The organism is Streptomyces sp. NPDC006516 (assembly GCF_040611875.1).
Classification (GTDB): domain Bacteria; phylum Actinomycetota; class Actinomycetes; order Streptomycetales; family Streptomycetaceae; genus Streptomyces.
In genome coordinates this window covers 171,035-188,582 of record NZ_JBEXPD010000014.1, presented here as the reverse complement: position 1 = coordinate 188,582, position 17,548 = coordinate 171,035, and the positions used below count along the sequence as shown (strand labels likewise).

Sequence of the window (17,548 nt, the reverse complement as noted above, 5' to 3'; positions counted from 1 at the left end):
CAAGGACATCCCCTCACGCCTCACCCTCGACGACCTCTCCCAGCACCCCGCCCCCGGCACCCTGGTGGCCAACGACATCGGCCGCGTCGTCATCCACGTGTCCGAGGGGCTGGCACTGGACCCCTACCGGCTGTCCCGCAACACCGGGTCGTTCCTGCTGATCGACCCCGCCGACGGCACGACCCTGACCGCCGGCATGGCCGGGGAGGCCTTCACCGTCCCGGATCTCGCCCGGGCGCGCCCGTGTTGACCTCGGTGGGCCGGCCCGCGCGCTCACGCACGCTCTTCCGGCTCGCTCTCGCCGCGGTGCTCCCCCTCCTGATGTCGGCCGCCTGCGGATACGGCTCCGAACGGCCCTCGGACGAGGTGCCGGCCGCCTTGGCGGGCAGACCGCTCTCGGCCGACGAGGTCCGCATCGGCTACTTCCCGAATCTGTCCCACGCCACCGCCCTGGTCGGCGTACAGGAAGGGCTGATCCAGCGCGAACTGGCCGGCACCCGGCTGCGCACCTCGACCTTCACCGCGGGCCCGTCCGAGATCGAGGCGCTGAACGCCGGTTCGGTGGACATCGCCTGGATCGGCCCGTCGCCCACGGTCAACGGTTACGTGCGGACGCGGGGCAGCGCACTGAAGATCATCGCCGGGTCCGCTTCGGGCGGTGTGAAGCTCGTCGTCGACCCGAAGAAGATCAAGACCCTGGACGACCTCAAGGGCAAGAGGATCGCCACCCCGCAGCTCGGCAACACCCAGGACGTGGCGTTCCTCAACTGGATCTCCGAGAAGGGCTGGAAGGTCGACCCCCAGAGCGGACGGGGTGACGTGTCCGTCGTACGGACGGGGACGAAGGTGGCCCCGGACGCCTACCGCACCGGGGCCGTGGACGGTGCCTGGATGCCCGAGCCCACCGCCTCGTACCTGGTCGCCGAGGGCGGCAAGGTCCTCCTCGACGAGTCGGACCTGTGGCCCTCAGGCTCCTTCGTCACCACCCATGTGATCGTCTCGCGCACGTTTCTCGACGAACACCCCGATGTGGTCGAGGCGGTCCTGCGCGGTTCGGTGAAGACCAATGCCTGGATCGCGGCGGACGCCGACCGCGCCAAGGCTTCCGCCAACGCGGCTCTGAAGAGACTCACGGGCAAGCCGCTGCCCCCGGAGGTCCTCGATCCGGCCTGGGCCTCCATCGAGGTCACGGACGATCCGATGCCCGCCACACTCCGGGCACAGGCGGACCACGCCATGAGAGCCGGACTCCTGAAGGAGGCCGACCTCACCGGCATCTACGACCTCGGCCCACTGAACCGCGTTCTGCGGCAGGCCGGCATCCGGCCCCTGCCCCCGGACGAGCGCCCCTTGCCCACAGGCACCCGGCAGACGACCCCCCGGAGGTGACCGGATGATCCCGGCCCCGACCGCCGAGCGACTAGGCCCCTCTCCCGCCGGCTCCGCCACGCCAGCTGTCCGGCTGACGGGCGTGCACAAGTCCTTCGGCGCCGACGGTGGTGCCCCGGTACTGCAGGACATCAACCTGGACGTCGGAGCGGGGGAGTTCCTCTGCCTCCTCGGCGCATCGGGCTGCGGCAAGTCGACCCTGCTCAACCTGATCGCCGGGCTCGACATGCCCACGGCAGGGCGCATCGACCTGCCGCTCCGGCGCAGACCCTCCCTGATGTTCCAGGAGCACGCGCTGTTCCCGTGGCTGACAGCGGGAAAGAACATCGAACTCACCCTGCGGCTGCGCGGTGTGAAGCGGGCGGAGCGCCGTGCGGAGGCCGAGCGACTGCTCGAACTCGTACGCCTCGGCGGGGCGCACCGCAAGCGGGTGCACGAGCTGTCCGGGGGGATGCGTCAGCGGGTCGCGCTCGCCCGCGCACTCGCCCAGGACTCCGACGTCCTGCTGATGGACGAGCCGTTCGCGGCTCTCGACGCCATCACCCGGGACGTGCTGCACGACGAACTCACCCGGGTCTGGGAGGAGACGGGGGTCTGCGTCCTCTTCGTCACGCACAACGTGCGTGAGGCGGTGCGGCTCGCACAGCGTGTGGTTCTCCTGTCGTCGCGGCCCGGCCGCATCGCCCACGAGTGGACGATCGGCATACCCCAGCCGCGCCGCATCGAGGACCAGGCGGTGGCCGAGCTGTCCGTCGAGATCACCGAAAGCCTGCGAGGGGAGATCCGCCGCCATGCCCGGCGTTGAGGCCCGGCCCGGCGAGAGCGCCCAATGGGCGAAGCGCGGGTCGCGGGAGGACCTGGCGGAAGTGGAGGCCGGGCTCGATTCCCTCGACTCCGTACCGGTACGCCGCGCCCCCCTGTGGGGCCGGCTGCGCCGTAAGGTGCTGCCGCCCCTGTTCGCCACCGTGCTGGCGCTGGCGTCGTGGCAGCTCGCCGTGAGCAGCGGGGTGGCTCCGCCCGACAAGCTCCCGAGCCCCGCGTCGGTCGCCGACAGCTTCCGGCACCTGTGGCTCCAGGGTTCGCTGTTCGACATCATCTGGACGAGTGTGCGGCGGGGCCTGCTGGGCTTTCTCGTCGCCGTCGCGATCGGCACTCCGCTGGGGTTGATCGTGGCCCGCGTCGCGTTGGTCCGCGCGGCACTGGGGCCGCTCCTGTCGGGACTTCAGTCCCTGCCCTCGGTCGCCTGGGTCCCGGCGGCGGTGCTGTGGCTGGGGCTGACCAGTTCGGCGATGTACGCGGTGATCCTGCTGGGTGCGGTCCCCTCCATCGCGAACGGCCTGGCCGCGGGCATCAGACACGTCCCGCCGCTCCATCTCCAGGTCGGCAGGAGCATCGGTGCCACGGGATGGCGCAGTGCCTGGCACGTCCTGATGCCGGCCGCCCTGCCCGGTTACCTCTCGGGCCTCAAGCAGGGCTGGGCCTTCTCCTGGCGCTCGCTGATGGCCGCCGAACTGATCGCCTCCTCGCCGGACCTGGGTGTCGGCCTGGGCAGGTATCTGGAGAACTCCCGGGAAAGCATCGACCTGCCGGGCGTCTTCCTCGGGATCGCGCTCATCCTGCTGGTCGGCGTCGCCATCGACCTGCTCGTCTTCTGCCCGCTGGAGCGCCGGGTGCTGCGCAGCCGTGGGCTGCTCACCGGGGGATGACGGTGATGACGGATCCGGTCGGCCTCGTCGTCGCCCACGGCAGCCGCGACCCCCGGCACGCGGCGACCGTGCGCGCGCTCACCGCACGCGCCGGGGCGCTCAGGCCCGGGCTGAGGCTCGAAACGGCCTTCCTCGCCTTCGGCACCCCTTCGGTGTCCGGCGCCCTGGAACGGCTGGCGTCCGAAGGAGTACGCGAGGTCGTCGCCGTTCCTCTCCTGCTGACCCGGGCCTTCCATTCCGGGTCCGATCTGCCCAGCGCACTGCGCCGGGCTCCCCCGGCGCTGCGCGTCGTCCAGGCGGACGTCCTCGGCCCCTCCCCCCTCCTGCTGACCGCTCTGCACCGGCGCCTGGAGGAAGCGGGGCTGGGCCCCGGCGGTCCCGGCTCGACGGGCCTGGTGCTGGCCTCGGCGGGCTCCTCGGCCCCGGAGGCGATCGCAGTGATCGCTGACATCGCGCGGGAGCTGCGGCACACCGGTTGGTGCGCCGTGCGGCCTGCGTTCGCCTCCGGTCCTCTTCCCCGCACCGCCGACGTCGTACGCGCTCTACGGGCCGACGGCGTACGCCGCGTGGCCGTCGCTCCCTACATGATCGCGCCCGGTCTCCTGTCCGACCGCATCACCGGCGGCGCGCGGGCGGCCGGAGCCGAGGTCGTGGCCTCCGTTCTCGGCGCCGCGCCCGAGCTGGCCAGGCTGCTGATCGACCGGTGGCAGGCGGGGGCGGAAGGTCGCCCGGGAGCAGGGGAGACGTCGGCCGGCTCGTCGATCAGCCCGTCGTCAGGCGGGCGTCATCCGGGCGTGTTCGCATGACGGGCGCGCCGCATCGGACCGGCCGGTCCGATGCCGTCACATCCTTCAGTGAAAGGAGGCACGGCCGTGCCTGACACTTCCGCGCCCGACCCGAATCCCGCGGGGACGGAGTCCGAGCACGAACCGGTCGCCATCATCGGTGTCGGACTGCGCTTTCCCGGCGACAACGACACGCTCGACGAGTTCGAGGCGTTCCTCCGCGCAGGAGGCTCAGGCATCCGGCCGGTGCCGGAGGACCGTTGGGACGTGCCCGCCTTCACCCCGCACAACGACGAGGACCGTGGCAAGGTCCGTACGGCGGGCGGAGGCTTCCTCGACAACATCGACAGGTTCGACGCGCAGTTCTTCAACATCTCGCCCAAGGAGGCCCAGTTCATCGACCCGCAGCAGCGGGTCATGCTGGAGACGGCCTGGCGGGCGCTGGAGGACGCCAACCTCGATCCCGCCGCCCTGCGGCACGGATCGGGCGGCGTGTACATCGGCACCAGCCAGATCGACTACGCACTGGAGCTCGACTCCCTGCCGTACGAGGAACTGGACGGCCATCTCGCCTCGGGCATCACCGCCTTCCCGATCTCCGGCCGGGTGTCCTACTTCCTCGGCTGGCGGGGGCCGAGCATGAGCGTCGACACCGCCTGCGCCTCCTCGCTCACCGCACTCCACCTGGCGGTCGGCGGCCTGCGCCGCGGGGAGTGCGACATCGCCCTGGCGGGCGGGGTCAACCTCCTGCACCATCCGCGGATCTTCGTGATGTTCTCCAACGGCAACATGATGGCTCCCGACGGTCAGTGCAAGACGTTCGACGAATCCGCGGACGGCTACTCGCGCGCCGAGGGGGCGGGGGCCCTCGTACTGAAGCGGCTCTCCGACGCCCAGCGGGACGGCGACCGGATCCTGGCCGTCGTACGGGGAACGGCGATCGGCCAGAACGGGGAGAGCGCCGGCCTCACCGTCCCGAACGGCACCGCCCAGGAACAGGTGATGCACCAGGCGCTGGCCGACGCGGGGCTGAAGCCCGGAGACATCCAGTACGTGGAGGCGCACGGCACGGGGACCCCGCTGGGCGACCCCATCGAGATGGGCGCCATCTGCGACGTGTTCTCGGACTCCCACACCGAGCAGGAGCCGATCAACGTCGCCTCGGTGAAGACCAATGTGGGTCACGCCGAGGCGACCGCCGGCGTCATGGGCGTGGTGAAGACCGTGCTGCAGCTGCGGTCGGCCACCATCTATCCGCATCTGAACCTCGTCAACCGGTCCCCGCGCATCCCGTGGGACCGGTACGCGGTGGACGTACCGACCGAGTGCCGTCCCTGGAAGGCGGAGACCCGGCGGGCGCTGGTGAACAGCTTCGGGTTCGCCGGAGCCATCGCCGCGGCGGTGCTGGAGGAGGCGCCGGCCGGACCGCCGGCGGAGCCGGTGCGGGAGAGGGAGGGAGGGCACCTCATCACCCTGTCGGCGAAGAACCGCAAGGGTCTGCGCCTCCAGGTGGAGGCCTACCGTGCGTTTCTCGACGAGCACCCGGACGCGCCGGTGGGCGACATCTGTTACACGGCCAACGTCGGCCGCAGTCACTTCAACCAGCGGATCGCGGCCGTGGTGCACGACCGCGGTCAGCTGACCCGTTTCCTCGACAAGCAGGCCGCCCGTCTGGAGAACGACGAGAGGGGAACCGGTGACTTCCGCAAGACGGCCTTCCTGTTCACCGGGCAGGGTGCGCAGTACGTGGGTATGGGCCGCCCGCTCTACGAGCAGTTCCCCGTGTTCCGGGACTGTGTCGACGCGTGCGACCGGCTGTTCGCCCCGCTCGTCGGCCGGTCCGTGCGGGACCTGCTGCTCGACCGGGCCGAGGACGCCGACGCCATCCATCGGACCCGGTACACGCAACCGGCGCTGTTCACACTCGAATACGCCCTGGCCAGGCTGTGGCTCTCGTGGGGAGCACGGCCGAACGCCCTGATCGGCCACAGCATCGGCGAGGTGGTGGCCGCAGCGGTGGCCGGGGTGTTCAGCCTCGAGGACGCCGTGACGCTGGTCGCCCACCGCGGCCGCCTCATGCAGTCGGTGTCGGCCCCCGGCGGCATGGCCGCGGTGAGCGCGTCGGCCCAGGAGGTCGCTCCGTATCTGGAGGGGTACTCCGACCTCACCGTCGCCGGGATCAACTCACCGCGGCAGTGCGTGATATCGGGCGGGGACGCGGCACTGGCCGAGGTCTCGGCCGTGCTGACGGAGCAGGGGCTCAAGGTGAGCCGGCTCGCGGTCTCCCACGCGTTCCACTCGGCCCTGATGGCCGAGGTGTACGAGGAGTTCCGCGCCGCTCTTGCGGACATCGTCTTCCACGAGCCGTCGTTCACCTTGATATCCAACGTGACGGGCAGGGTCGCCCGGCCCGCCGAGCTGATGACCCCCGACTACTGGGTGCACCACATCGGCGCGCCGGTGGACTTCCTCCAGGGGATGCGGACGCTGGAGCGACGTGGACGGCACGTCCTCATCGAGATCGGCCCGTCGGCCACGCTGTCCGGGCTGGCCCGGGCGTGTGTCGAGCCGGAGGACCACCGCTGGCTCACCAGTCTCGGCAAGGCGGACACGGACGGTTCGACGATCCGTTCGTCCGTCGCCCAGTTCTACACGGCGGGCCTGCCCGTGGACTGGGCCGAGTACCACCGCGGCCGGGAGGGACGGCGCACGCACCTGCCGCACTACTCCTTCGACCGCAAGCGGTACTGGCTGCCGGTGAAGGGGGAACGGCACGGCCTGGGCGCGGGGACGGGATCAGGTCCCGCCGTTCATCCCCTGCTCGGCCAGGAAGTCACTCCTTCCGAGGGAGCACCGGACGGCGTACGGGAGTTCGCCGCCAGGCTCTCCCCGCACAAGCCCGCCTATCTCGCCGATCACGTCGTCGGGGAGCAGGTGGTCCTGCCGGGCACCGGCTATCTGGAGATCCTGCTCGCGCTGCAGGACGCGGTCTACGGCGAGACGAGCCGCCCCGTCCTCGACGTGGAGATGCAGGAGGCCCTGTTCCTGCCGGAGGAGGGCGTGGTCGAGGTGCGCACCCGGCTCCTGCCCCGGGCGGACGGGTCCGCGACGGTCGAGGTGCTGAGTCTCGCGGCGGGTCAGGACGGGGCGATCGAGCGGCTGCACACGACGGCCACCCTCGCCCCCGGGCCGGTCGGTCCGAGCGGTCTGGCCGGCGAACTGCGCGACCTGGCCGACGCTGCCGGGGAGCCCGAGGACGTCCTCGGGGCCGACGAGGTCTACTCCGCCTATGCCGCCGCAGGGCTGCCGTACGGTCCCGAGTTCCGCCGGATGCGGGAAGTCTCCCGCTGCGACAGCACCCTGGCCGTCGGCGAGCTGCTGGGTCTGCCCGCCGACGCGGTCGGACACGCTCCCCCGGCCCTGCTGGACGCGGCGACCCACGCGTTCGCCGCGATCGGCGACGACGGGAGCAGCTATCTCCCGGTGCGGTTCGGCCACTTCCGGCTCTTCAAGAAGCCCAAGGGCGATCTGCTGCGTGTGGTGATGCGTCGCTCCCCGGGCGACCGGCCGGGGGTGGACATCTCCCTCGACCTGGTGGTGTTCGAAGGCGACCGGGCGGTGTACGAGCTGCGCGGGCTCGGCCTGAAGCGCATGGCCGACATCGGCCGGGCCGGGCGCCGCTTCCTGCACGAGGTGCGCTGGGTCAAGCGGTCCCTGGTCCCCCAGTCCCTGCCGGAGAGCCGCCGTGTGCTCGTTCTGGGACGTACGGCCGCTGAGCTTCCGGGCCTCGTGTCCGCCGCGGCGGACACCGGCGTCACCTTGCACTTCGCGCCGGAGCCGGAAGCTGTGGCGGGCACCCTCCGCGCGGAACGGGTCACGGACGTGGCGTGGTTCTGGCGGCCCGGGGGCGGCGGGGCCGGTACGGACGGCCTGCGGTCGGAGGCCGCGCACAACTTCGGCGGTCTGCTGGATCTGCTCGCGGTGCTCGACGAGACGGGTTTCGGCCGCGACCAGCGGCTGTGGCTGCTCACCGAGGAGGGCCAGTACCTCCCCGGTGACACGGTCGGCGCGTCGCCGTGCGCCGCCGCGAGTCTGTGGGGCTTCGGGCAGGTGGTGCTCAACGAGTACCCCGCCTACCGCACGACGATGGTCGACCTGCCGGCCGGCGGAGGCGGCGCGGAACTGGCCGCGGAGTGGAGCTCGCGTGACGGTGGCGAGTTCCAGCTGGCCTTCCGCGCGGGTCACCGCCATGTGCGGCGGATGGTACCGGCCACGCCCTTCACCGCGAGCGACGGCAACGTAGAGCTGGCAGTGCAGGAGTACGGGCAGTTCTCCGGGATCAGGCAGCAGCCGGCGGAGGACGTCGTGCCGACCGGTGACCGCATCCAGGTGGAGGTGCGAGCGGCAGGACTCAACTTCAAGGACGTTCTCAACGCCCTCGGGATGCTGTCGGAGTTCGGCGAGCAGCCACTGGGCTTCGAGTGCGCGGGGACGGTGGTGGCGGCGGGCCCGGAGGCGGCGTTCCGCCCCGGCGACGAGGTCGTCGTCAACTATCTCGGCGTGTTCAAGCGCCGCATCACCGTTCCTTCGGCGGTGGCCGTGGCCAAGCCCGCCGGGCTGAGCATGACGGACGCGGCGGGGCTGATGTCCGTGTACGTGACCGCCTACTACGCGCTGCACACCCTGGGTGGCATGAAGGCCGGGGACAAGGTGCTCGTGCACGCCGCCGCGGGCGGGGTGGGCCAGGCCGCGGTGCGGCTGGCGCAGCTGGCCGGGGCGGAGGTCTTCGCCACCGCCAGTCCGCACAAGTGGCCGGTGCTGCGCGAACAGGGCATCGAGCACCTGATGCATTCGCGGACGCTGGATTTCGCCGACGAGGTGGACCGGATCACCGGAGGCACCGGCGTCGACCTCGTGCTGAACAGCCTCAACAAGGACTTCATCCCGGCAGGCATGCGGGCGCTGGGTGAGGGCGGGCGTTTCATCGAGCTCGGGAAGGTCGGGGCCTGGTCCCCGGAACAGGTCCGCGCGCAGCGCCCGGACGTCACGTACCACAACTTCGATCTCAGCGAACTGCCCGAGGACCGGTTGATCCCCGTCAACCAGGAGATCATGGCGAAGATCGCCGAACTGGTCGGCGCGGGGCTGTTGCCCCCGCTGCCCACCACGGTCTATCAGCTCGACGAGGTGGAGGAGGCGTTCGGTGTCCTGAGCCGCGGCGCGAACGTGGGCAAGCTGGTCATCAGCATGGAGGACAGCCGGCGGCCGGCCGCCCGTGAGGTCTCCGTACGGCCCGACCGCACCTACCTGGTCACCGGCGGCCTCGGCGGGCTCGGCCTCGTCACGGCGGAGAAGCTCGTCGATCTGGGGGCGCGGCACATCGCGCTCGCCGGGCGCCGGACCCAGGCCGCACCGGACGTGGCCCATCTGGAGAAGCGTCTGCGGGAGCGGGCGGAGGTGACGGTGTATCCCTGCGACATCGCGGAGGCCTCGGACGTGGCCGCGCTCTTCGCCGAGCTCCGGCAGGGGCCTCCGGTGGGCGGGATCGTGCACTCCGCCGGGGTCGTCGACGACAAGCCGGTGTCCGCACTGGCGTGGGAGGACATCGACACGGTCTTCCGGGCCAAGGTGTACGGGAGCTGGCTGCTCCACGAGGCGTCAGCGGACCTGCCGGAGCTGGAGTTCTTCGTCGGCTACTCGTCGGCGGCCTCGGTCGTCGGCGCCATGAGCCAGGGCAACTACGCCGCGGCGAACGCCTTCCTGGACGACCTGATGCACCGCCGGGCCGCCACCGGTCTGCCCGGGCTCAGCATCAACTGGGGGCCGTGGGGTGAGGTCGGCATGTCCGCGCGCCTCAGCGACCAGCTCATCAAGCGGTGGGCGGACGAGGGGGTGCGGCTGTTCACCCCCGCACGCGGTACCCGGACCCTGGCCTCGCTGCTCGGCGCGCCGGTGGCACAGGTCCTGGCAGGCGAGTGCGACTGGGACATGTTCACCGCGACGAAGCCGCTCGACAACGCGCTCTACCGCGAGCTGCTGGGCAGGAGCGCGACAGCGGCCCGGGGGCTGGACCTGGATGCGCTGCTGGCCCTTCCGCCGGAGGAGCGGGGGGCGGCCGTCGAGGAGTTCGTCCGCGCCCGTGTGGCGGCGGTCCTGCACATCGAGGACCTGGAGAGCGTCGATCCCTCGACCCCCTTCGGTCAGCTCGGGCTCGACTCCTTGATGTCCGTCGAGCTGAAAAACGCGCTGGAGTCCGCCTTCCGGATCCCGTTCCCGGCCTCGGTCGTGTTCGACCACCCGTCGGCCGGGCTGCTCGCGGAGTTCATCGGTGGCCAGATCGCACGGCCGTCGGAGCCGGCCGCCTGATCGGCCCCGGCTCCGACACGGGCCTCCGCGACCGTGCTCGGCACGGTCGCGGAGGCCCTTCCATCCATGAAGAGGAGTTGCCACTCATGTCCGATCACAGTGCCGTCGGCCGGGGACGCTGGCTGCAGCCGGCCGAGACCGATCCGCAGGCCTCGATGCGTCTCGTGCTGTTCCACTACGCGGGCGGCGCGGCCTCCATGTACCGGGACTGGCCTGCCCACCTGGGGGACGACATCGCCTGCCAGTTCATCCAGCTGCCCGGCCGTCAGGAGCGGCGTTCGGAGAGGCCGTTCGTGGACTTCGACGCACTGATCCAGACCCTGGTGGACGAGGTGAGCGCCGAGCTCGACGACCGCCCCTTCGCGTTCTTCGGGCACTGCATGGGGGGCCAGATCGCCTACCGGCTGGCGGTCGAGATGGAGCGGGTCTGGGGCCGCGGGCCTTCCCTCGTGGGGGTCTCCTCCTGGGCACCGGAGGGCTTCAGGACCGTGCCGCCCGAGCAGGCGGACGTGCCCGAGGCCGAGCTGCTGGAATGGGTGAAGGCCCTGGGCTCGCTTCCGGAGGAGATCTACCGGGACCGGGAGATGCTGCGTCTGGTCCTGCCGGCGATGCGCGCGGATCTGCTGGCGTGCGCGAGCTACGCCGACGACGGGCTGGCGACCTCGTGCCCCATCGTCACCTACAGCGCGAAGAACGACCCGCTGGTGGAGTCGTCCGCCATGGCGTGCTGGCGGGACCGCACGCCCGACTACCTCGGCAACAGCGAATTCCGCGGCGGGCACTTCTTCATCCACGAGGAGTCGCTCGCCGTCTCGGCCGACTTCACCCGGCTGATGCGCAGGTACGCCGCCCCGGCCGCGCGGCGCTGAGCAGCGGCGGAGGTACGGCACAGGGGCCGCCCGGATTCCGGGCGGCCCCTGTGCCGTGTGCTCAGAAGGTGGGCGGCCGGTCGGTGTACTGGTAGGCGCAGGCGATCCTGCCGTCGTCGGCGAGCACGAACAGGTTGGTACCGGTGGACAGGGCCTCGCCGGTCTCGGTGGAGAGGAGCACCCAGCCGAAGCACATCGAGTTGTGCAGCCCTCTCGCGTCGTGCTGGGAGACGAAGCGGTGGGCGACGCCCCGCTCGGCGTAGTAGTCCTGCGCGAACCGGACCTGCTCGGCGATCTCCGCGTGACCGCGGACGTGCCGCACCTCGTTGACGTACTCGCCGTCCTCCGACCAGAGCTCGGCGACCGCCGCACTCACCACGTCGGGGTCCTTCTCCATCCACAGCGAGACGTAGCGTTCAGCCAGATCGTTGTACCCGGTCATATCCGTTCTCCTGTCGTCGCGTGTCGATGACGGACGCCGGACGGGCTTCGGGGAGCTCCGTCCGGCGTCCGGGAACTGGTCGGCGGTGCGCCCGCCGGGCGTGCCGCTACTTGCCGTCCTTGCCGCGTGGCAGCAGCTGGACCAGTACGGCCAGGACGACGCCGACGGCCGCCGAGTAGAACAGGCTGACGTTGTAGGCGTGTCCGTAACCGGCCGGCCCGTCCCCCGCGGACACCGCGCCGTAGAAGATCACACCGATGATGGCCACCCCGAGGGAGTTGCCGAGCTGGAGAGCCGTGGTGAGGACACCGGACGCGGCCCCGGCGATCTGGGGCTTGACCCGGGTCAGGACGGTGGACGCGAGCGGGGCGACGACCAGCCCCATGCCGGCTCCGTCGAGGAAGAGCCCCGGCACGAGCCACCAGGCGCTGCCCTCGACGCCGTTGGCGGCGACGGCGAGGCCGGTCAGCACCAGGCCGACCGTGGTGAGCAGTCCGCCGAGGGTGAGCACCTGCCGGCCGAGCTTCGCGGCGAACCTGTGGGCCGTGGCGGAGGTCGCCATGTAACCGAGACCCAGCGCCGTGAAGACCACGCCGGCGCCCAGCGGGTCCAGCCCCCGGCCGTACTGCAGGAAGAGCGCCAGGATCAGGAAGTAGGACGCCTGACCCATCCAGAACACCAGCTGCACCAGCAGCCCCGCGGTGAAGGCCCGGTCGCGGAACATCGAGGGGTCGATGAGGGCGGAGCCGCTCCTGCCGATCAGCCGCTTCTCGTACGCGAAGAAGGCCACGAAGAGGACGGCGGAGGCGGCCAGCGAGCCCCAGATCCACATCGGCCAGCCCTGCTCACGGCCCTGGATGAGCGGGATCAGGAGCGCCACGAGGGCGCCGGTGACGAGCACCATGCCGACCGGGTCGAGGCGGGACTTCACCTCGGCCTTCGACTCCGGGACGAACCTCGGGGCGAGGAGCAGGGCGACGAGGCCGATCGGCACGTTGATGAGGAAACAGGCCCTCCAGCCGAGCCCGAAGACGTCGGCCCGCATCAGACCGCCGCCGATGAGCTGGCCGAAGACCGCGGCCACGCCCATCACGAAGCCGTACATGCTGAAGGCGCGGGCCTGGGCCTTTCCGCTGTACACCGTGCGGAGTACGGCGAGGACCTGCGGGGCGGTGAGCGCGGCGGCGACCCCCTGCGCGAGGCGGCCGACGACGAGGACCCCGGAGTTCGGCGCGACACCGCAGAAGACGGAGGCCAGCGTGAACAGGGCCATGCCGGTCATGAAGACCGCACGCCGGCCGAACATGTCGCCGAGGCGCCCGCCGGTGATGAGACCGGCGCCGTACGTCAGCCCGTAACCGGCGACGATCCACTGGATCGCCGCCTCGCTGGCGTGCAGTTCCTGCTGGGTTGCGGGCAGGGCCACGTTGACGATGAAGAAGTCGAGTACCGCCATGAAGAGGCCGGTCAGGACGATCCACATGGTCGCGGATCCGGGTTCGGTGGTCGGGGCATCCGGCCCCGCGGCCGGAGCAGCGGCCGGTCTGGCACTACTGGTGGTCATGGAAACTCCCGATCATCATGATGGCGCTGCGGTGAGCGAGGTGGCTGGTGTGGATGCCCTGGTAGGCCACCGACCGGAATGTCCCACGGTCGTTCGTCTCGGGCCAGGTACTCCGACATCGACCGCATATGAAGCATTCACATGCCCGCGGCCGCTGTTCGATGTCAGGCCGAGGGGGCGAAGAGCTGCGGAAACACCTCGGTGCCGAGGTGGTCGAGCAGCTGGTTCACGGTGGGGCTGTTGAAGAGCAGCGTGGTGCTGACGGGGCGCCCGAGGAGGTCCTCCAGGCGCTGCTTGACCTCGGTGATCCGCAGAGAGGTGAACCCGAGTTCGAAGTAGCTGGTGTCGAGGGGCAGTTCCTCGTCGTCCGTCATGAGCAGAGTCGCCCTGAACTCGGCGGCGATCAGCGCTTCGAGCGCGTCGCGGCGCTCGGAACGGGGAAGGTCCAGGAGCTCCTGGACGGCGGGGTACGTCTCGGTCTCGGCCGAAGCCGGTATGGCGGGCACGCGTGCCTCCGGAGGCGGTGGGTGGTGTCCTGGTCTGTCTCCTGCGCACTCCGGGCCGGAGCCCGCCGTCCACGCGAACGCGGTGGCCGGCCTCGGCCTCGGCCCGGAGCGGTTTCGTGCGGTCGGGGGGTCAGAGGGGGCCGGGGCCCGTCCCCGTCACCCGTCGATGAACTGGTGGTCGCTCTTGATGCGCCCCTCCTTGTCGAGGACGATGAAGTCGAAGCCGACCCCCCTCACCTCGCCGCTCGCCAGGTGGAGCATCTCCCAGTTGAAGCGCACCGCGTCGTGGTGGCCGTTGGCGTTCTCGACGGCCCTGAAGACGTGCTCGCCGGGCTTGACGAACTGCTCGTACGCCTCCAGGAACCGCGCCTCCAGCTGCTCGTGGCCGTGGAACTCCCGCGTCGGGGTGTAGTGCACGGCGTCCGGCGCGAAGAGCTCGACGATCTTCGTTCGCCGGGCTCCCGCCTCCGCCTCGTTCCACGCGTCGATGTAACGCCGGGCGAAGTCGTTCAGGTCGCTCATTGGTTCCTCTCTCGTCACTTCTCTGCAACCGGCAAGGCCGGTATGTCCCACGTCGGGTGATGTGTGCGCCGGCAAAGGTCACACCCTGTACCGGCGGCCCCGATGGTGGCACGCCGCGGACCGGCCCGAACCGCCCTTGGTGAGCTTTTGGTCAGCTCCGTACTCCGGCCTCGGGCCTGATGGGATCGCGCAGCTGGCGGCGCAGGACCTTGCCGGTGGGGTTGCGCGGGAGCCTGTCCACGAACTCGTACCGGTTGGGGATCTTGAAGTCGGCGATCCGCCCGCGCAGCGCCAGCATCAGCTGACGCCCCGTCACTTCCTGGCCCGGCCGCAGCACGACGACCGCCTTCGTGATCTCGCCGAACCGGTCGTCCCGCACCCCGACCACCACGACATCGGCCACCGCGGGGCTCGCGGCGCGGATGGCGTTCTCCACCTCGGCCGGGTAGATGTTCTGGCCGGCGACGATGATCATGTCGTTGATGCGGTCGCAGACGAAGAGGTATCCGTCCTCGTCGAGGTAACCGGCGTCCGGCATCTTCAGCCAGCCGTCGTCGAGGGCCTCACGGGTGGCCTCGGGGTTGCCCCAGTACTCCACGAAGCGCGCTGGTGTGCGTACCGAAATCTGGCCGATTTCACCAGGGCCGACGGGCTTGCCGTCGTCGTCCAGGATGCGTATCTCGTTGCCGGGACACACCCGCCCCGCCGAGAGGGCCTTCGGCCCACCGGGCACGTGCTCGGCCGGCGTCAGGCAGGTGACCACGCTCCCGGTCTCCGCCGAGGCATACATCTGTGCGAGCTCGCTGCCGAACTCGTCGATGCAGCGCCGCATCAGTTCGGCCGGCATCGGGGCGCCGCCGTACGTCACCTTGCGCAGCGACCCGAACGCGTCGGGGCCCGCGGCCGGTTCGTCCAGCATCATCTGGAGCATCGCCGGTGCGCAGAACGTGGTGGTCACCCGGTGCTCAGCGATCAGTCTGACCGCCTCCTCCGGGATGAAGACCGGCATGACGACGCTGGTCGCCCCTGCGACCAGATTGAACATGAACCACGCCATGCCGCCGGAGTGCAGGCCGGGGAAGGAGATCAGGGCGACGTCGTCGGGCAGCCAGTCGATCCAGTCGAGGCCTGCCCGCTCCATCGCTTCCTGGAACGTGAAGTAGGTGCGGTGAGCCAGGACCACCCCCTTGGGCAGTCCCGTGGTACCGCTGGTGTACATCTGCACGATGGAGTCCTCGGTGCGCGCGCCACCGCCGGTCTCCGTCTCCGGACGTCCCTCCTTCCAGGCGAGGAACCCGGACCCGCGGACCGGCCCGTCGTCCGTCACGATGACGTCGGTGAGCTCGGGGAGTTCCGCCCGCAGGCTGTCGACGACGTGCCGGAACTGCGGTTCCACGAACAGCAGCCGGGCGCCCGAGTCGCGCAGCACGTGGTCCACCTCGGGAGCCGTCAGCCGCCAGTTGACGGGCACCATGACCAGCCCGGCCTTGATCACCCCGAGCACGAGGTCGTAGTAGTGCTCCGACTCCCTCCCCAGGTAGGCCACCCGGCTGCCGGGGGGCAGGCCCGTCTCGCGCAGCGCGTGTGCGGTGCGGTTGCTCTCCCGGTCGAGCCGGGCGTAGGTCACCTGCCGCCCCTCGCAGATGATCGCCGGGTGGTCCGGCCTCTGCCGTGCGTGCTGGTGCAGCCGCGCCGTGATCGTGGCCGGGTCCTGACCAGTCATCCTGTCGCTCCTTGTCCGTCTGTCGGCAGCACGGTCCCGGCCAGGTGCAGCCGGACCGCTTCGTTGAGCAGCGCCAGGAAGTCCCCGACGCTGCAGACCATCGGGTCGAGCCGCTGGGGAGGCGGCGCGGGGATGTCCGGCCACACCCCGCCGAGCGGTCCCGCCTGGGGGGTCACGGCGCTCGCCGGTCCGCCGGCCCGGCGGCGACCAGCGCTCCGGGGCCGGGCTCCGGCGGGGCGGGGTCACGGGTCTCGACCCCGGCGAGTCGGGCGTACCTCTCGGGACGCGCGGAGCGGATCCACAGGGCGTAGCCGACGCCGGTCACGCCGGAGCCGAGCACCACCCAGGGCAGCGCCGCCACGACGGGGTTCGTGGTGCCGGTCATGGTGTCGAAGTTCGCCACCACCAGGACCGTGGCCAGGGCGAGGCCCGCGAAGCCGAGTACCGGGGCGAGCCGGGTGTTCCACCAGTGCCCGTCGCCGCGGTGCCGGAAGTAGCCGATGACGGAGAGGCAGGCCAGCGCCTGGAGCACCACGATGCCGAGCGTGCCCAGCCCGAGCATGCTGGTGGTGATTCCCATGTAGGGGTCGAGCCCGGCCAGGGCGAAGGCCGCTGCCACCACGGCGCTGAAGCCGGTCTGCGCCAGGCCGGCCCGGTGCGGCGAGTGGAAACGGCGGTGCACTGCGGACAGCCCGGCCGGCATGACCTTCTCCCGCCCGAGGACGAACATGTAGCGGTTGGCGGCGTTGTGCAGCGCCAGCCAGCTCGCGAACAGGCTCAGGCACAGCAGGAGTTGCATGAGGGAGGTGAGCGTGGCCGTGAGGTAGTCGTCGCTCAGGTTGAGGAACAGGTCGCCGAGTTCCCGCGTGGCGACCTCCTTCACCCGCGTCGCTCCCACGGCTCCCACCGCGAGCCAGCTGATGACCCCGTAGAAGAGCGCGATCAGGGAGACCGCGACATAGGTGGCCCGGGAGACCGTGCGTTCCGGGTTGTGCGCCTCCTCGCCGTACAGGGCCGCCGACTCGATACCGATGAACGAGATGAAGGCGAACATCATCGACACCCCGATGCCCGCGCCGGTGACGGTGTGGGCGGAGAAGGAGGTGGACGGCAGCGCGGCCCCTCCGTGGTCGATGAGGATCGCCGCACCCAGCGCGAGAAGGATGCCCACCTCACAGATCAGTACGACGGCGAGCACCCGGGCGCTGACGTCGATCTGCCGGTAACCGAGCACGGCGACGGCGGCCAGACCGGCCGCGGCCCACAGTTCCCACGGGAGGTCGAGCCCGTGGGAGGCGCCGACCAGCTGCGCGAAGTAGGCGAAGGCGCCGAGGAGCCCGACCGACGCGGCGTTGTACGCGACGACCGCGATCAGTCCCCCGCCGACGGCGGCGGGCCGGCCGAGTCCGCACGAGATGTACGTGTAGAAGCCGCCGGCGTTGACGACCCGCCGGCTGATGGCCGCGTAACCGGAGCAGAAGCACATCAGGGTGAGACCGCTGAAGACGAACATGGCCGGCACCCCGGCGCCGTTGCCGAGCGCGAAGGCGAGCGGGACGGTTCCCACCATGGCCGCGAGCGGAGCGGCGGCGGCGATGATCAGAAAGATGATCTTGGGGGTGGTCAGGGTGCGGGACAGCCCACCGTCCTCGGACGGTGGCGAGGGCTCACTCATG

13 protein-coding genes and 1 pseudogene are annotated in these 17,548 nt (G+C 70.9%); 7 read left to right on the top strand and 7 right to left on the bottom strand.

Translation table 11 applies throughout. The features are described 5' to 3' along the window. From ABZY45_RS29875 to ABZY45_RS29845, 7 genes and pseudogenes are all read left to right on the top strand, one after another. Window positions 1-250: pseudogene (locus tag ABZY45_RS29875) on the top strand (hypothetical protein); the annotation flags it as partial. Between the two features lie 71 nt (window positions 251-321). Continuing rightward, window positions 322-1,389 carry an aliphatic sulfonate ABC transporter substrate-binding protein gene (locus tag ABZY45_RS29870; protein ID WP_356744909.1) on the top strand — a complete coding sequence of 356 codons (1,068 nt, stop codon included), beginning with the start codon at window positions 322-324 and terminating at the stop codon, window positions 1,387-1,389. Between the two features lie 4 nt (window positions 1,390-1,393). Further along, window positions 1,394-2,194 (top strand): ABC transporter ATP-binding protein, encoded by an 801-nt coding sequence (locus ABZY45_RS29865; RefSeq protein ID WP_356744891.1) that lies wholly within the window; start codon window positions 1,394-1,396, stop codon window positions 2,192-2,194. Next, window positions 2,181-3,095 (top strand): ABC transporter permease, encoded by a 915-nt coding sequence (locus ABZY45_RS29860; protein WP_356744889.1) that lies wholly within the window; start codon window positions 2,181-2,183, stop codon window positions 3,093-3,095. Before ABZY45_RS29865 ends, ABZY45_RS29860 begins: the two co-directional genes overlap by 14 nt. Window positions 3,096-3,100: 5 nt before the next feature. Next, window positions 3,101-3,901: a sirohydrochlorin chelatase gene (locus ABZY45_RS29855; RefSeq protein ID WP_356744887.1), complete on the top strand. Its 801-nt coding sequence runs from the start codon at window positions 3,101-3,103 to the stop codon at window positions 3,899-3,901. Window positions 3,902-3,967: 66 nt separating this feature from the next. Next, a complete protein-coding gene (locus ABZY45_RS29850; protein WP_356744885.1) occupies window positions 3,968-10,246 on the top strand; it encodes an SDR family NAD(P)-dependent oxidoreductase in 6,279 nt (2,092 codons plus the stop codon). An 86-nt stretch (window positions 10,247-10,332) separates the two neighbouring features. Continuing rightward, the gene (locus tag ABZY45_RS29845; protein ID WP_356744883.1) at window positions 10,333-11,115 is read left to right on the top strand and encodes an alpha/beta fold hydrolase; all 783 of its coding nucleotides are present in this window, start codon (window positions 10,333-10,335) and stop codon (window positions 11,113-11,115) included. Between the two features lie 61 nt (window positions 11,116-11,176). On the opposite strand, the gene ABZY45_RS29840 is transcribed toward ABZY45_RS29845, so the two are convergent. The 7 genes from ABZY45_RS29840 to ABZY45_RS29810 all read right to left on the bottom strand — a co-directional run bounded on the left by ABZY45_RS29840 (window position 11,177) and on the right by ABZY45_RS29810 (window position 17,547). Next, the gene (locus tag ABZY45_RS29840; protein WP_356744881.1) at window positions 11,177-11,557 is read right to left on the bottom strand and encodes a hypothetical protein; all 381 of its coding nucleotides are present in this window, start codon (window positions 11,555-11,557) and stop codon (window positions 11,177-11,179) included. A 106-nt stretch (window positions 11,558-11,663) separates the two neighbouring features. Further along, a complete protein-coding gene (locus tag ABZY45_RS29835; protein WP_356744879.1) occupies window positions 11,664-13,121 on the bottom strand; it encodes an MFS transporter in 1,458 nt (485 codons plus the stop codon). A 164-nt stretch (window positions 13,122-13,285) separates the two neighbouring features. Next, window positions 13,286-13,627 (bottom strand): acyl carrier protein, encoded by a 342-nt coding sequence (locus tag ABZY45_RS29830; RefSeq protein WP_356744877.1) that lies wholly within the window; start codon window positions 13,625-13,627, stop codon window positions 13,286-13,288. Between the two features lie 156 nt (window positions 13,628-13,783). After that, window positions 13,784-14,149: a nuclear transport factor 2 family protein gene (locus tag ABZY45_RS29825; protein WP_356744875.1), complete on the bottom strand. Its 366-nt coding sequence runs from the start codon at window positions 14,147-14,149 to the stop codon at window positions 13,784-13,786. A gap of 151 nt (window positions 14,150-14,300) precedes the next feature. Continuing rightward, window positions 14,301-15,872 carry a long-chain-fatty-acid--CoA ligase gene (locus tag ABZY45_RS29820; RefSeq protein WP_356744873.1) on the bottom strand — a complete coding sequence of 524 codons (1,572 nt, stop codon included), beginning with the start codon at window positions 15,870-15,872 and terminating at the stop codon, window positions 14,301-14,303. Continuing rightward, window positions 15,869-16,048: a hypothetical protein gene (locus ABZY45_RS29815; RefSeq protein ID WP_356744871.1), complete on the bottom strand. Its 180-nt coding sequence runs from the start codon at window positions 16,046-16,048 to the stop codon at window positions 15,869-15,871. The genes ABZY45_RS29820 and ABZY45_RS29815 overlap by 4 nt, the downstream gene beginning before the upstream one ends. Next, window positions 16,045-17,547 (bottom strand): APC family permease, encoded by a 1,503-nt coding sequence (locus ABZY45_RS29810; RefSeq protein ID WP_356744869.1) that lies wholly within the window; start codon window positions 17,545-17,547, stop codon window positions 16,045-16,047. Before ABZY45_RS29810 ends, ABZY45_RS29815 begins: the two co-directional genes overlap by 4 nt. Between the last annotated feature and the right edge of the window lies 1 nt (window position 17,548).